The organism is Arthrobacter sp. 05L421, from assembly GCF_056397785.1.
This window is the reverse complement of sequence record NZ_JBFTOC010000002.1, coordinates 49,289-64,534: the sequence shown is the minus strand read 5'-3', so window position 1 is coordinate 64,534 and position 15,246 is coordinate 49,289. Positions and strand designations below refer to the sequence as shown.

The following is a 15,246-nucleotide window of genomic DNA, read 5'->3' as shown; positions in this document are numbered from 1 at the left end:
ACGGTTCCGGCTATTCCAGGCACAACCTGGCAGCAACGCATCACCGCAATCCGAAGGGCTTCACCGTGGCAGATAACGCACGCGAACAGACGGGCAACCAGGCCGGCCATGGTCAGCCCCCGTACCATGGCGTTCCGGCAAATGCGCTTCCGCTGACGGCCAGCGAGGACCGGCAGTGGGCCACGCTGGCGCACTTCGGCGGCATCCTGGGCTGCGTGCCGTCGCTGCTGATCTATCTGATTTTCAAGGACCGCGGCCCGTTCACTGCGCAGGAATCCAAGGAAGCCCTCAATTTCACGCTGCCGCCGACCCTCGCCGCGGTGCTCGCCAATCTGCTCGTCTTCATTCCCGTGGTGGGCAATCTCTTCGCCGTGCTCGCCACAGTGATCTGGATCGCCGTGACGTGCTTCTCGGTGGCGGCAGGCATCCACGTCAACCGCGGCCAGCCGCACCGCTACGAATTCAACCTGCGCTGGATCAAATAGCCCAGCCCGGACGCAAGCAAGAGAGCCGGCCGCTGCCCGTCAGGGCAAGCGGCCGGCTCTATTCGTGTGCGGGTTTCATGTGCGGGTGCTGCGTGCGGCGGCCCCGGAGGGTCCTAGTCGGCCCGCTCAGTCCGGCAGGAGCCTGCGGACCACTGCGTCGGCCAACAACCGGCCCTTGAGCGTGAGGATGAGCCGGCCCTTGAAAGCGGCCGCGGGATCCACTAGGCCGTCGGCAATCAGGCCCGCGACGGCGTGCCGGCCGGTGTCCCCCAGGCCGCCCAGGCTCGGGATGTCGAGTCCGGAGTTCAGCCGGGCCTCGAGCATGACGCGTTCCACGTTGCGGGTTTCGGTGTCCAGCGTTTCGCGTCCGGCGGCGGGTGAGACCCCGGCGCCGAGGCGGTTGGCGTAGGCGGTGGGGTGCTTGACGTTCCACCACCGGACGCCGCCCACGTGCGAGTGCGCGCCTGGTCCGATGCCCCACCAGTCGTCCCCCCGCCAGTAGGCGAGGTTGTGCCGGCAGGCCTGCTCGGGGGTGCGGGACCAGTTGCTGACCTCGTACCAGGTGAGCCCGGCCGCGGAAATCAGCTCGTCGGCGAGTTCGTACTTGGCGGCGTGGTCGTCGTCGTCGATTCCGGGCACTTCGCCGCGGCGGATCTGCGCCGCGAGCTTGGTGCCATCCTCAACAATCAAGGCGTAGGCGCTGATGTGGTCGGGCGCGTAGGACAGTGCCGTCTCGAGCGAGCAGCGCCAGTCACCCAGCGACTCCCCCGGCGTCCCGTAAATAAGGTCGAGGCTGACCGCGAGCCCCGCGTCCCGCGCCCACTGCACCACTTCGGGCACCCTGCTGGGCGTGTGGGTGCGGTCCAGGACCTTCAGGACATGCGGAACGGCCGACTGCATGCCGAAGGACACCCGGGTGAACCCGGCGTCGGCGAGCAGCTGGAGTGATTCGGGGGTGACGGAATCCGGGTTTGCCTCGGTGGTCACCTCGGCCCCGGGCTGCAGGCCCCAGGCGCCGATCGCGGCCGTGAGGATGCGCGCCAGGTCCTCGGCCGGCAGCAGCGTGGGCGTGCCGCCGCCAAAAAAGACCGTGCCGAGCGGGCGCGCGGGCAGGCCGCTGAGCTTCAGGGCCTCGGCGGCGAAATCCACCTCCGCGATCGCTGTGGCGGCGTAGGCGTCTTGGGAGGCCCCGCCGCCCAACTCCGTGGCGGTGTAGGTGTTGAAGTCGCAGTACCCGCACCGGACCGCACAAAACGGGATGTGCACGTACAGCCCGAAGGCACGCTGATCGGCGCCCTCGCGCGCCTGGGCGGGCAGGAGCCCGTCCGGCGGCGCCGGGTCACCGAGAGGAAGAACGCTAGGCACGGGCCAGGCCTGCCGATACTGCAGCAACAGTCATTACCAGCACCGCTACTTCTTGGCCTTGTCCTTGGACTCGTCCGTCGTGAGCGCGGCGATAAAAGCTTCCTGCGGCACTTCGACGCGGCCCACCATCTTCATGCGCTTCTTGCCTTCCTTCTGCTTTTCGAGCAGTTTGCGCTTTCGGGTGATGTCACCGCCGTAACACTTGGCAAGGACGTCTTTGCGGATGGCGCGGATGCTTTCGCGGGCAATGATCCTGGAGCCGATGGCGGCCTGGATGGGCACCTCGAACTGCTGGCGCGGAATGAGTTCGCGCAGCTTGCCGGTCATCATGACGCCGTAGGCGTAGGCCTTATCGCGGTGCGTGATGGCGGAGAAGGCGTCAACCTGCTCGCCCTGGAGCATGATGTCCACCTTGACGAGGTCGGCCACTTGTTCGCCGTCGGCCTTCCAGTCCAGCGAGCCGTAGCCTCGGGTCTTGGACTTGAGGATGTCGAAGAAGTCGAAGACGATTTCGGCCAGCGGCAGGCGGTAGCGGATTTCCACCCGGTCCTCGGAGAGGTAATCCATGCCGCCCATGACGCCGCGCCGGCTCTGGCACAGCTCCATGATGGCGCCGACAAACTCGTTCGGCGCAAGGATGGTGGCGGAGACCATCGGCTCGCGGACTTCAGCGATTTTGCCGGTGGGGTACTCGCTGGGGTTCGTGACGTGGACAATTTTCTTGTCCTCCAGCGTCACCTCGTATTCCACGTTGGGGGCTGTGGAAATCAGGTCCAGGTTGTACTCGCGCTCCAGCCGCTCCCGGGTGATTTCCAGGTGCAGCAGGCCCAAGAAGCCCACCCGGAAGCCGAATCCCAGTGCGGCGGACGTCTCAGGCTCATACACCAGCGCGGCATCGTTGAGCATCAGCTTCTCGAGCGCATCGCGGAGCACCGGATAGTCGGTGCCGTCCAGCGGGTACAGGCCGGAGAACACCATCGGCTTGGCGTCTGCATAGCCGGGCAGGGATTCGGTGGCCGGTTTGGCAAGGTTGGTGACGGTATCGCCCACCTTGGACAGGCGGACGTCCTTCACTCCGGTGATGAGGTAGCCGACTTCGCCGACGCCGAGACCCTTGGAGGGGGTGGGCTCCGGGGAGCTGACACCGATCTCGAGGAGCTCATGCGTGGCGCGGGTGGACATCATCTGGATGCGTTCGCGCGGGTGCAGCATGCCGTCGACCACGCGGACGTAGGTGACCACACCCCGGTAGGTGTCGTAGACCGAGTCGAAGATCATGGCCCGGGCCGGGGCGTTGGGGTCGCCCACGGGGGCCGGCAGGTCGCGGACGATCTTGTCCAGCAGGACCTCGACGCCCATGCCCGTCTTGCCGGAGACGCGGAGCACGTCGTCGGGGTCGCCGCCGATCAGGTTGGCAAGCTCCGCCGCGTACTTCTCCGGCTGGGCTGCCGGGAGGTCGATCTTATTCAGGACCGGGATGATGGTGAGGTTGTTTTCCATCGCCAGGTAGAGGTTAGCGAGGGTCTGGGCCTCGATGCCCTGCGCCGCGTCGACCAGCAGGATCGCGCCTTCGCAGGCGGCGAGCGAGCGGGAGACCTCATACGTGAAGTCGACGTGCCCGGGGGTGTCGATCATGTTCAGCGCGTAGCTGGTGCCGTCGAGTTCCCAGGGCATGCGGACGGCCTGGGATTTAATGGTGATGCCGCGTTCGCGCTCAATGTCCATGCGGTCCAGGTACTGGGCCTTCATGTCACGGGACTGGACGACGCCGGTGAATTGAAGCATCCGGTCGGCCAGTGTGGATTTGCCGTGGTCAATGTGCGCAATGATGCAGAAGTTCCGGATGATGGCCGGATCTGTTGCGGCGGGCACCGGGGCGGTGCGGGCCATGGGAGACACGCAGGGTCCTTACTGTTGGCATTAAGGTTGGCTTGTCCACGGGTCGGCGCGGATGGCTGGTTTCCCATCCTGCGACGTGGCGCATTTGTCGTTCCTATAGTCTCCCACGTCCGGGCCGGTGGCAGTGCATCCCTGCATTGCGTTGCGGGCCCTTGTCAGTCCCGCGGTTACTCCGCGCGGCCCTGCCGGCTCCCCTCTCCCCCACTGGGGTTCCCGGTATGGTTTCCCCATGGCTTGGAACTTACGATCGATCGGCAACGCGGTCCGCGACGCACTCCGCTACCTGGACAAACTCGGCGGCTCCACACCGGGGACCACCCGCAGACCGGCGGCAAAACCTGCCGGGAAGCCTGCGGGGAAGCGGCGGCCGGGCCAGGCACGGCCCCGCGCCACGGGCGGTGCACCGGCTGCCGGGCTGACCGGGACGTATCCCGGCGACTTCGAGGGCCGGGCGGCCGTCCGCTACGCCCCCGCACCCAACGGCCTGCCCGAACCCGGCGAAATCGTCTGGACCTGGGTGCCCTATGAAGAGGACTACTCCCAGGGCAAGGACCGTCCGGTGCTGCTGGTGGGCACCAGCGGCCGGTATCTGCTGGGCCTGATGCTCACGAGCAAGGACCACGACGGCGACTCCCGCCGGTCGGATGACTACGTGGACATCGGCACGGGCCCGTGGGACCGCCAGTGGCGGCCCAGCGAAGCCAAGCTGGACCGGGTTCTGCAGATCAACGCGAAGGACATCCGGCGCGAGGGTGCGATCCTGGACGTAGGGCGCTTCAACCTCATCGCAACGGCCCTGCGGGAGCGCCGCGGCTGGAGCTGACCCGCCACGCGCCCGGTGCGGCGGCGGATTGCCGGCCGTACTCGTGCCTGCACCTTCATCTCTGCTATTATTTACAGCTGTGTGTCCGTGCAGGTCGACGGCCACAGATGGTTGGTCGCCATAGGTATCCCCACGCCGCTCAGTCAATGGCCAATCTGAAAGCCCTCTAGACCATTTTCCGCATTGAAAAAGAGAGTTCACACGTGGCTAATATCAAGTCCCAGAAGAAGCGCATCCTGACCAACGAGAAGGCTCGCCTGCGCAACAACGCAGTCAAGTCCGAGCTGAAGACGGCCATCCGCGCCGTCAACACCGCCGTTGAGTCCACCGACAAGGATGCTGCCGCTGCAGCACTGGTTGCAGCCGGCCGCAAGCTGGACAAGGCTGTCAGCAAGGGTGTTCTTCACAAGAACAACGCTGCAAACCGCAAGTCCGCGATCTCCAAGAAGGTCAACGCACTCTAAGGTTTCCAGTTCACTTGAACTGATGATTGTGGCCGGCACCCCATGGGTGCCGGCCACATCCAGTTAAGCCGCGAGTCACATCCAAATATCTTTACGCCAACTGGCAGCGGACGAACCTGGCCCGACACGCCGGGCGGGCGGACCCGAACCCCTTGCGTCAGGACCTGCGGACCGAGGTGGCAATCACCGTGACCGCATGCTCCACGGCATAGACGGGATCCCGGGAGAGCCCCTTGACCTGGGCGTCGGCCTCGGCGGTGACCTGGATGGAGCGGACCAGCCCCTCGGGCGTCCAGCGTCGCACTTCCCGCTGGGCTTGTTCGACGAGCCAGGGCTGCATTCCCAACTGCTTGGCGATCTGCGAGGACGACCCCTGCGCGCCGGCCACTTTGGCGAGGGAGCGCAGCTTGGACGCCAGGGCCGCCACGATCGGTACCGGATCCGCGCCGGTGGCCAGGGCGTGGCGGAGTGTGGAGAGGGCCAACGGGCCGTTGCCGGCCATCGCGGCGTCGGCGACCTTGAAGGCCGATGCCTCGACCCGGCCACCGTAGTACTTGTCGACCATGGCGGCATCCACGCCGGTGGTGGCGTCAGCGATCAGCTGGCTGCAGGCGGCGGCGAGTTCCGCGAGCTGCGCACCGACCGCATTGACGAGGGAGTGCACGGCGTCGGGGTCGATACGACGGGAGGCCATCTTGAACTCGGACGTGACGAAGGCGATCTTCTCGGCGTCCTTCTTGAGCGGCTGGCAGTCGACAACGGGCCAGCCCGCGGCCTTGATGGCGTCCAGCAGCTTCTTGCCCCGGACTCCCCCGCCGTGGCGGAGCACCAGGACGGCGTCCGGTTCCGGCTGCGCGACATACTTCAGGGCATCGGCGAGGAAGGCATCGTTCATCGCCTCGAGCCCCTCGACCTCGATGAGCTTCTGTTCGCCGAACAGTGAAGGGCTGACATTCATGGCCAGCGACCCGGCCGCGTAGCTGCCGGCATTGAGCCGGGTAATTTCGACGTCGGGCGCCGCCTCGCGGACCTGCCCGCGGATACGATCCATGGCACGCGAACCCAAATAGTCTTCCGGGCCGCCGACCAAAACTACGGCAGCCGGTGTCACGTCGCGCCAGGTGGCGGTGTTCGACGCCGAGGTCCTGGGCCGTTGGGTCTGGGCAGCAGCCACTCGTGATTCCTCCCGGAAGTTGGTTTGCGGACTCTAAGGGTCCCACGCCCGGACCGGTGCTCCAAGCCGCGCCTGACGGCCCCCCGGGCCGCCGACCGTGCCGCCGCTCGTGACAATCCTTCGAGGACGACAACCACCCGCGCGTGCGCCGCCAGGACGGCCTGGACAACCGCGGCCGGGTGCAGGGTCAGCCACGCCGCTGCCAGCACGGTCGCGGAAAAGGCGCCCATGGTGGCTGCGCCGAAAGCCCCTTCCGGCCATGGCAAAGCGGCGCCCGGGAGCGCCGCGAAAAAGCGGGCGATCCCCGCCACAGCGCCGGCGAAGAAGGCAGCAGCGGACACCAGGAGCCCCGCTGCGGCAGGGACGGCGGGCAGGAGCGCCGCAGCGGCGGTGCCAAGCAGTGTCACTGGCGCCACGAGCCCTGCAGCGGCCACGTTTGCGGGCAGTGTGTACGCCCCAAACTGGGGTTGCAACAGCACGATCGCCGGGGCGCAGAACAGCTGGGCGGACAGGGGGACGGCAACGCCCGCCGCGGCCCAGCGCGGCACCGCGGGTGGCACCCAGTCCATGATGCGACGTCCGGTGACCACAATTCCCAGAGTGGCCAGCACCGAGAGCAGGAATCCAAAGCTGATGGCCAGGACCGGCTGTGCCAACAGCAGGCCGATGATGGCAAGGCACAGCAGGCTGAGTCCGCGCCCCGCCCGCCCAAAAGCCACGGACGCGAGGCCGATGCTGCCCATGAGCGCGGCCCGCAGGACACTGGGATCCGGTCCCACCATGAGGACGAACAGCGCCAGTCCGGCGAGACTGGTCGCGGCGGCCGCCGTGCGCGGAAGGCGCAGCGAGCGGGCGATGAGCAGCAGGGTCCCCAGGACCAGACTGCAGTTCGCGCCGCTGACGGCGGTCAGGTGCGTCATGCCCACCGTCTTCATGGCAGCGTCCAATTCCGGATCCAGGGCGCTGGTGTCGCCGGTGACCATGCCGGGCAGCAGCCCGGCGGCGTCGCCCCCGGCCCGTGCCGACGCGGCCGTGAAGGAACGGCGCAGCCCACCGGGACCCTGCTGCCAGGGCCCCGGTCCCTGCAACACCAGTGGAGGGGACGAGGCCGACAGGAGCCCGGCCACCGGGTCGCCGGGTGCGGCGGGCCGGAGCCTGCCCGTGGCGCGCAGGCGCTGGCCCGGAACTGCGTGTTCCCATGCCGCTCCACCCATGACGACAAGCCTGGCCTCGCCGGCAACCGTATGGCCGCCCAAGGTCATCGTCTTCAGCATCACGGGGACTGCCCAGCGGTCCGCCAGCCCGCCGGATCCAGGAATCCTGAGCCGCCGCGGGGCGCCGGCGATATCCAGTTCCGCGACGACGGCCGCGTGGTCGGCCACTGCGTCAGCGATGGCGCCGTCATGCCGCTGGGACGCCTCGACGGCAGCATGTGCGCCCGCCGCGAGGGACAGCAACAGTGCCACAGCCACAGTGGCGGGAAGGCTGCGTGCTGCCGCCGGCCCGGGGCGGGGGCGGTGCCGGGTGGCTTCCCGCACAGTCTGGGGGCGCCGGACCCTTGCGTTCCGAATCCTGGCGCTCCGGACCCTGGCGCTCCGGGCTGTGCCGCGGCCGAGCCCGGCCCGGCCGGCGGTGCCGCGGCCTGCCAGGTAAAGCAGGATTCCGGCGGCCGCCGCCAGCGCCGCGCAGAGACCCGCCAGCCCTCCAGGGGACAACCAATTTCCGGCCACAGCCGTCCCCCAGACAAGGAGCACAGGTAATACCAGCCGAAGGTCCGTCCGCCGGGTCCGTTCCGTTGGGCGCCGACCCAAGGAGGTCTCACGCGCGGACCGGGACAGCAGGCGGCCGGTGAAGTGCCCGGCAGAGAGGCGCAGGCCCGATCCACGGACCCGACCGTTGCCCACCGGGGCCTCGTGTTCCGCGCGCTGCGGGGACTGGACGGCGGAATCGACGTAGGGCTGCCAGCGGCTCCGTCTGGCTGCCGCAGGACCCCGCAGGCTGGGCCGACCCACGCCGCGGCGCGCCTCGTCCTGCCGTCCCACGTCGCCGTCCCGCCTTGCCACGCCCTGCTGCCCCACGTCAGCGTCCCGCCGTGCCATCTCAGATGCCCACTAGCGGCAGCAGGGCCTCTAGCAACTTCGGACCGATCCCGTCAACGGCGTCGAGCTCCTGCACGGTCTTGAAGCGCCCGTGCTGTTGACGCCAGTCCACGATGCGCTGCGCCAAGACCGGACCGACGCGCGGGAGAGTCCCCAGTTCCTCGAGGCTGGCGGTGTTGAGGTTAATCTTTCCGCCACCGCTGCCGTGACCAGTGCCGCCCGTGGCGGAAGCGGACGCAGGTGGGCCTCCCGCGGGTGCATCGGCCTGATCGGGTTCGCCGCGGATGGGCACCAGGACCTTCTGGCCGTCCTCCACCACCGCCGCCAGGTTGAGCCGGTCCGGATCCGCTTTGTCCGTGGCGCCGCCCGCCGCCAGGATCGCCTCGTAAAGCCGACTGCCCGAAGGCAACTGAACCACCCCCGGCCTGAGCACGGCGCCGGCAACATGGACCTCGATGCTTTCCGGCCCCGCGCTGGCATCCTCTCCTGCCGGCGCGATGGTCTCACTGGCTGCCGGATCGGCTACTTCCTCCACGGCCGGGGCGGACTCGCTTAACGCGACCACCTGCGCGCCGCCGGTACCGGCCTGCCACCAGAAGCAGCCGCCCAACACCGCGGCAAGGACGCCCAGCAGAGCCGCCGCCCGCACCCCGGTCCTGGCCCGCAACCACGCGGAGAGCGGCACCCCTGCAGTGTCCCCGCGCCCGCGGTGCTCCCCGGCGTGCGTTCCGGCGCCGCCGGCACTGCGCCTCCCGACACCACCGGCCGCCGGGGCCGCCGGGGACGGGACGGGGAGGCCAGACGCCGGCACACCCAACAGCCCCCGGGACAGATCCGCTGCCCGGTCCGCACCCAGCTGCATCCCCGAACTCCAGGCCGGCGGCGAATTTCCGGCGCCCCAGCCGGACGGTGAATCAACGGCGTCCCCGGCATTCCCGCCGTCGGGGGCATCCCCGGCATCTCTCAGCGTCGACGCCAGTCGTTCACGGGCAACCTTGACTCCAGTGGCGGATTCAGCTCCCGGGTTTCGGCGTGACATGGAAGTGACTCTAGGCATCCCTCACCCACGCCGACATCCGGCACGAGACGTATGTGGAAATACCCGAGTGATACGCGTAATTTCGTGGCACCGTGCAAGTATTCCCTACGGTGGTGCCCACCCGGACCCGGTGGTAACGTCTGGATCCAATCGAGAAAACTTTGCCGGCTGGGGGCAACCCTGATCGCCTGGATGTGACCATCAGGCGTCGAAAGCTGGTGTGCAATGAAGTGGTTGTTTGGGCCTGCGGCGGTCCTGGCTCTGGGCGGCACTATGTTGCCCCCGCCTGCTATGGCAGACACAACGCAAGCTACCTCCACCCAGACCGTCAACATTTCCGTTGACGGCAGCTTCTGCCCGCAGCACGGTCTCTACGGCATAGCGCATGTGACGGTCGACGGCACGGCAGGAATGAGGGCCGACCAAAACTTCATCTGGACCACCAAGACGGCCGCCACGGCGATTCACTCGGTTCCACCCAGTGGCGCAGTCGGCAATTTCACGGTTGTCTACCACTGCAACGTCCAGGTCTTCTGGTGGCTGGAGCCCGGCGCTGCCCGCAGGGCAAATGCAGCCCTGTGGGTCAACGGCTCGAGCCCGCAGCCGAGTTACACCATCAAGCCGAATCAGCCGGCCACCGCTCCGACAAGCGCACCAGTCCCCGAGCCCACAACAGCGCCAGCCGTCGAGCCCACGACAGCGCCAGCCCCCGGGCCAACCACGGCCCCGACCCCCGCGCCGTCGGCCGCGCCAGCTAACCCGGCCCCCGCGCCGTCGGCCGCGCCGTCGATTGCGCCAGTCCCCGGGCCGACCACAACGCCGGACCCCGATCCAACTGCCGCTCCACCGCCCGCGCCAGTAACCGAACCAACCACCGCGCCAGTCCCAGCGCCAACAACCGAGCCAAGCCCGACTCCATCGCCTGCGCCAACCACCGCGCCGGTCCTCGCGCCAACAGCCGACCCAACCACCGCTCCACCGCCCGCGCCGGCAACCGACCCGGCCCTCGGGCCGACGACCGCGCCCGCGACCGCGACCGCGCCGGCTACGCTGCAAACGACGCTTGGCCTCACCACCGACCCGGCCCTCGGGCCGACAACCGCGCCCGCGACCGCGCCGGCTACGCTGCAAACGACGCTTGGCCTTAGAACCACGCATAGCTCGTAAGGCGCAGCTTCAGTTCGGAATTACTGCTGGTAGGTGATGTAAGCCTCGTACTGAACCCGCCATTTGTCAGCGGCCTTGGGATCCGGGACGGTGGTGGTAAGGAACTGGACGCTAGTCACTTGGCCCTTGAGGTATTTCAGCCATTTGGTCACCTCTTCGGCAACGTCGCGATCTAACTGAGCTACGTGGTGCACCTGCATTGCCATGGCGTCCTCCGGGTTCGCTGGGTTCGGTGGAGTGACTTTACCCCCGGCGCCGGCTCCCGGCCAGCCTTTCGCCCATCAAGGAGGACCCCGGCGCTAGTCGCCAGCGTGCGCGGTTGCCCGGCCGGCGTCCGGTTCCCCGCCGTCCACCACTCCGGCCGCCGGGGTGCGGCGGTCCGCAGTGGCGTCGCTGGAGCCGCTCGCGTCGCCGGCCCCGCTGCCGCTCGAGCTCCCGGGGGTGCTGCCCTCCCCCACGATCACCGCCAGCACGCCGAGCCCCGCGTGGGCGGCCAGGACGGCAGGGAGTGCGCTGATCTGGGCCGGCGGACAAGACGGCAGTGCCATGGCCAGGCGCCGGGCAAGCTCCTCGGCCTCGGCCCGGTTTCCAAAGTGGTGTACTGCCAACCGCGCATGCCCGGCAGGACGCGTGGAGGCATCGGCCACAACGATTTCTTCCAGCCGTGCGATGGCCTTCGCCGCGGACCGAACCCTTTCCAGCGGGATGATCCGGCCATCTTCAACCGCCAGGATGGGTTTGATGGAGAACATGGTTCCCCAGAGCGTGGCCGCGGCCCCTATCCGGCCGCCCCGACGCAGCTGTTCCAGGCTTGGAACATAGAAATACACTTTGGTGCGGTCCAGCCGGTCCTGCGCGAAGGCCAACACGCCGGCAGCATCCCGGCCATCGGCGGCCGCGACGACGGCGCCCTGCACGCCCATCCCCTGCGCCATCCCCACGGTCCGTGAGTCGAGGACCTCTACCGGGATGCCGACCCGTTGGGCCGCCAGGCGAGCGGAGTCGGCGGTGCCGGACAGCGCACCGGCGATGTGAATCGAGACCACGGACTGGAAGCCATGCTCACTGGCGGCCCGGTAGGCGTGTTCAAATTGCCCCGGTGACGGACGCGAGGTCTTGACGGACTTGCCGCTGGCGAGGGCCACGGCGATTGTCTCGGTAATGTCGTCCTCGCCCTCGCCGTAGATTTCGGCGCCGACCATCACGGGCATCGGAACCACGGTCAGCCCGCCGTCGGCGGCGAAGGCCCGGATCCAGTCAGCTGGCAACGCGGCGGCAGAGTCTGTGACCACCGCAACCTGCACGACGGCGGCAGGAGCCACATCGGGGACACCATGCCGGGGGCCCGGGCGAAGGCGAAGAAGCCGCTCGCGCAGCCATGGCCAGCCTGGCGACTCGCGGTGTGGCACCCGGGACCTCCTGCTAGTCGGGACGCATGGGACTTTTTCGCCGGCCAGGGCAGCCGTGCCCGTCACGTCCCCTGACACTGGCCGCCGCCTTTGGCCGGCAGCCCGTGTCAGGGACGTACGGCGGTTAGGCCGGGACGATGTTGACCAGTTTAGGCGCCCGCACGATCACCGTGCGGAGGGCACGGCCGTCGAGGACGCGCTGGACATTTTCCGAGGCCAGCGCGAGTTCGCGAAGATCCTCTTCAGAAATGTCGGGGGAAACCTCCAGGCGGTCCCGCACCTTGCCCTGCACCTGGACGACAGCCGTGACCGTGTCCTCCACGAGCAAGGCGTCGTCGTGCGCGGGCCAGCCGGCGTTGGCCACCGAGGCAGGGTGCCCCAGGACGTTCCACAGGTCCTCGGCGGTGTACGGAGCAAACAGGCTCAGGATGACGGCCACGGCTTCTACAGCTTCGCGGACGGCAGGGTCCGCGCCGCCGGCACCGCTGGCTGCGTCAATAGCTTTGCGGGTTGCGTTGACCAGTTCCATCAGCTTTGCCACAACCACGTTGAACTTGTTGTTGTCCAGCAGGGCCTGCGCATCGGCAATAGTGCGGTGCGTGACGGTGCGGAGTGCACGGTCACCGGTGGCGAAGTCGACGCCGGGTGCGCTCGACACATCCTGGCCGAGGCGCCAGGCGCGGGCCAGGAACTTCGCGGAACCCGACGGCGATACGTCCGCCCAATCGACGTCGTCCTCCGGCGGGGAGGCGAAGATCATGGTCAGGCGTACGGCGTCCACGCCGAACTTGTCCAGTTGTTCGCTGAGGTCGACGCCGTTGCCCAGGGACTTGCTCATGGCCTTGCCGCCGTTGAGCACCTGGCCCTGGTTCAGCAGCGCACTGAACGGTTCGTCCGCGTCGATCATGCCCAGGTCGTGGATGACCTTGGTGAAGAACCGCGCATAGAGCAGATGCAGGATCGCGTGCTCAACGCCTCCGACGTACTGGCCAACCGGCATCCAGTCGTTGATCTTTTCCGGATCGAACGGGCCTTCCGTGTACTGCGGGGAGACAAAGCGCAGGAAGTACCAGGAGGAATCCACGAACGTGTCCATGGTGTCGGTGTCCCGCTTTGCCGGGCCGTGGCAGTTGGGGCACTCGACATTGACCCAGCTTTCGACCGCGGCCAGCGGGGACGTGCCCTTCGGGGACAGGTCTTCGCCGCGCAGATCCGCAGGCAGGGTCACAGGCAGCTGATCGTCCGGGACCGGGACCTCGCCGCAGGCCGGGCAGTGGATGATGGGGATCGGGGTGCCCCAGAACCGCTGCCGGCTGAGCAGCCAGTCACGCAGGCGGAAGTTCACGAACTTCTCGCCTGTGCCCAGCTCACGCAGGATCTCGATGGCGGCCGGGATGGCCTCGGCCTTCGGCAGCCCGTCCAGGGGGCCGGAGTTGATCAGGGTACCCTCGCCTATGGTGGCGATGCCCGTGGTCGCGGGGTCTTCCTCGCCGGTGTCCAGTACTGCCCGGACGGGCAGGTCAAAGGTCTTGGCGAAGTCGAGGTCGCGCTGGTCATGGGCCGGGACGGCCATGATGGCGCCCGTGCCATAGTCGGCCAGGACATAGTCCGCGGCCCACACAGGCAGCTTCTCGCCATTGAGCGGGTTGATCGCGTAGCGCCCTGTAAAGACGCCGGTCTTCTCGCGCTCAGTGGACTGGCGCTCGATTTCGGACAGCGCCTTAACTTGTTCGCGGTAGGCGTCCAGGGCTGCGGCGTGCTCGTCCGTGACCAGTTCGACGGCTAGCGGTGCGTCCGCGGCGACGACGAAGAAGGTGGCGCCGTAGAGGGTGTCCGGACGCGTCGTGAAAACGGTGACATCCTTGGCGGCCTTGCCGCCGGCGGCCTCGATCACGAAGTTGACGTGGGCGCCCTCGGAGCGGCCTATCCAGTTCTTCTGCATGGCCAGGACGCGCTCGGGCCAGTGCCCGCGCAGTTCGTCCATGTCATCGAGCAGGCGGTCGGCGTAGTCCGTGATCTTGAAGTACCACTGGTTCAAGGACTTCTTTGTGACGGGCGTGCCGCACCGCTCGCAGGCGCCATTGACTACCTGTTCGTTGGCCAGCACAGTCTGGTCTTTGGGGCACCAGTTAACCGGCGAATTCTTGCGGTAGGCCAGTCCACGCTCGTAGAAGCGCTTGAACAGCCACTGGGTCCAGCGGTAATACCCCGGGTCGGAGGTGTGCAGCCGGCGGGACCAGTCCGCTGAAATGGCGTAGCGCTTGAACGACGCCGCCTGGGTGTCGATGTTGGCGTAGGTCCACTCACTGGGGTGCGCGTTGCGCTTGATCGCGGCGTTCTCTGCGGGCAGGCCGAAGGAGTCCCAGCCGATCGGGTGCAGCACGTCGTAGCCCTGCTGGCGCAGGTAGCGCGCCACGACGTCGCCCATCGCGAATGCCTCGGCGTGGCCCATGTGAAGGTCACCGGAAGGATACGGGAACATGTCCAGCACATAGCGGCGTTCCTTTGAGCCGTCGTCGAGCGGCGTGAAGACCTTCAGGTCTTCCCAGACCTGTGGCCATTTGGATTCCATTGCCGCGAAGCTGTAGGCACCTTCCTCGGGCCCCTCCGCCGCGGCTGCTGGTGATCCGGTCTGTGTTTCCGGCTGAACGCTCACTGCTGGCCTCTTCTGTTCTATGCGGCTTGTCATCCCAAGCCTGCCTACCTTCAGGCCTGCCTGCCGCCAGGCCTGTTCACCATCAAGTCTGCACCGTCACGGCCGGTTGCCCGGCCCTGACTCCATACGTTCGTACGTGCTACTCCTGCTGTTACTTCGTGCTGTGCGGCCCCGAAATTTACCCCGGACACACAAAAGCCCCTCGACATGGAGGGGCCGCCGCTCGGCAATCCGGGGACGCTTCGGAATCGAGGTCTCGTCGGGATGCCGGGCGGCTAGCTAAGCAGGAGCACGGCGCGCATAGGACCACTTTAGCCCCTCGGGCTGGTTCGCGCTGAACCGACGGCTCCGGGGCTGCCCGGTAGTCACAGTCGACTCGCGTTCCGGCGACCTTCGCGGGCCGCTAGGTCCACAATTGTTACAAATGCCATACGCGTGGAATTGCGGTACTTTCGGCCTATTGACAAATGCCCAAGGCGAGCAATTGAAACCGAATTCCAGGTGGCTCCTAAAGCTAAAACAGGTATTGAAACGATCAATACTGGGGTGACTGCCTGCGGGAGCCCGGGTAGTCCCACGAAGTTTGTGCGGAAAGGGCATTATGCGGCTTCAAGCTGGGAGAAACCCGTGAAAAGCCGGTGATGGGGCTAACAATTTTAATCTTGC

11 protein-coding genes are annotated in these 15,246 nt (G+C 67.5%); 3 read left to right on the top strand and 8 right to left on the bottom strand.

Annotated features, from left to right (window positions below):
- The first annotated feature begins 65 nt into the window (after positions 1 to 65).
- On the top strand, positions 66 to 485 hold the full coding sequence (locus AC1DKQ_RS03200) for a DUF4870 domain-containing protein (RefSeq protein WP_476884665.1): 420 nt from the start codon (positions 66 to 68) through the stop codon (positions 483 to 485).
- Positions 486 to 611: 126 nt separating this feature from the next.
- On the opposite strand, the gene hemW is transcribed toward AC1DKQ_RS03200, so the two are convergent.
- Both hemW and lepA read right to left on the bottom strand, forming a co-directional pair.
- The gene (gene hemW / locus AC1DKQ_RS03195) at positions 612 to 1,850 is read right to left on the bottom strand and encodes a radical SAM family heme chaperone HemW (RefSeq protein ID WP_476884666.1); all 1,239 of its coding nucleotides are present in this window, start codon (positions 1,848 to 1,850) and stop codon (positions 612 to 614) included.
- Positions 1,851 to 1,895: 45 nt separating this feature from the next.
- Positions 1,896 to 3,749, bottom strand: coding sequence for a translation elongation factor 4 (gene lepA / locus AC1DKQ_RS03190; protein ID WP_229993353.1), 1,854 nt, complete (start codon positions 3,747 to 3,749; stop codon positions 1,896 to 1,898).
- Between the two features lie 229 nt (positions 3,750 to 3,978).
- Here lepA and AC1DKQ_RS03185 point away from each other — a divergent pair, with 229 nt between their 5' ends.
- Positions 3,979 to 4,572: a type II toxin-antitoxin system PemK/MazF family toxin gene (locus AC1DKQ_RS03185; RefSeq protein WP_476884667.1), complete on the top strand. Its 594-nt coding sequence runs from the start codon at positions 3,979 to 3,981 to the stop codon at positions 4,570 to 4,572.
- 203 nt (positions 4,573 to 4,775) lie between these two features.
- On the top strand, positions 4,776 to 5,036 hold the full coding sequence (rpsT, locus tag AC1DKQ_RS03180) for a 30S ribosomal protein S20 (protein ID WP_090581023.1): 261 nt from the start codon (positions 4,776 to 4,778) through the stop codon (positions 5,034 to 5,036).
- Positions 5,037 to 5,193: 157 nt separating this feature from the next.
- Here rpsT and holA read toward each other — a convergent pair whose 3' ends face one another.
- The 6 genes from holA to leuS form a co-directional block, all read right to left on the bottom strand.
- Positions 5,194 to 6,210, bottom strand: a complete 1,017-nt coding sequence (gene holA / locus AC1DKQ_RS03175; RefSeq protein WP_476884668.1) for a DNA polymerase III subunit delta — start codon at positions 6,208 to 6,210, stop codon at positions 5,194 to 5,196.
- On the bottom strand, positions 6,144 to 8,309 hold the full coding sequence (locus tag AC1DKQ_RS03170) for a ComEC/Rec2 family competence protein (protein WP_476884669.1): 2,166 nt from the start codon (positions 8,307 to 8,309) through the stop codon (positions 6,144 to 6,146). Before AC1DKQ_RS03170 ends, holA begins: the two co-directional genes overlap by 67 nt.
- A 1-nt stretch (position 8,310) precedes the next feature.
- On the bottom strand, positions 8,311 to 9,348 hold the full coding sequence (locus AC1DKQ_RS03165) for a helix-hairpin-helix domain-containing protein (RefSeq protein WP_476884670.1): 1,038 nt from the start codon (positions 9,346 to 9,348) through the stop codon (positions 8,311 to 8,313).
- Between the two features lie 1,187 nt (positions 9,349 to 10,535).
- On the bottom strand, positions 10,536 to 10,715 hold the full coding sequence (locus AC1DKQ_RS03160) for a hypothetical protein (protein WP_476884715.1): 180 nt from the start codon (positions 10,713 to 10,715) through the stop codon (positions 10,536 to 10,538).
- Positions 10,716 to 10,814: 99 nt separating this feature from the next.
- The gene (locus AC1DKQ_RS03155; RefSeq protein WP_476884671.1) at positions 10,815 to 11,924 is read right to left on the bottom strand and encodes a DegV family protein; all 1,110 of its coding nucleotides are present in this window, start codon (positions 11,922 to 11,924) and stop codon (positions 10,815 to 10,817) included.
- 124 nt (positions 11,925 to 12,048) lie between these two features.
- A complete protein-coding gene (gene leuS, locus AC1DKQ_RS03150) occupies positions 12,049 to 14,580 on the bottom strand; it encodes a leucine--tRNA ligase (RefSeq protein ID WP_476884672.1) in 2,532 nt (843 codons plus the stop codon).
- Positions 14,581 to 15,246: the final 666 nt, after the last annotated feature.

Bases quoted from the DNA above. Each gene is read 5' to 3' on its own strand.
- AC1DKQ_RS03160 (WP_476884715.1), bottom strand. From the start codon at position 10,715: ATGCAGGTGCACCACGTAGCTCAGTTAGATCGCGACGTTGCCGAAGAG.
- AC1DKQ_RS03185 (WP_476884667.1), top strand. From the start codon at position 3,979: ATGGCTTGGAACTTACGATCGATCGGCAACGCGGTCCGCGACGCACTC.
- AC1DKQ_RS03170 (WP_476884669.1), bottom strand. From the start codon at position 8,309: ATGGCACGGCGGGACGCTGACGTGGGGCAGCAGGGCGTGGCAAGGCGG.
- AC1DKQ_RS03165 (WP_476884670.1), bottom strand. From the start codon at position 9,348: ATGTCACGCCGAAACCCGGGAGCTGAATCCGCCACTGGAGTCAAGGTT.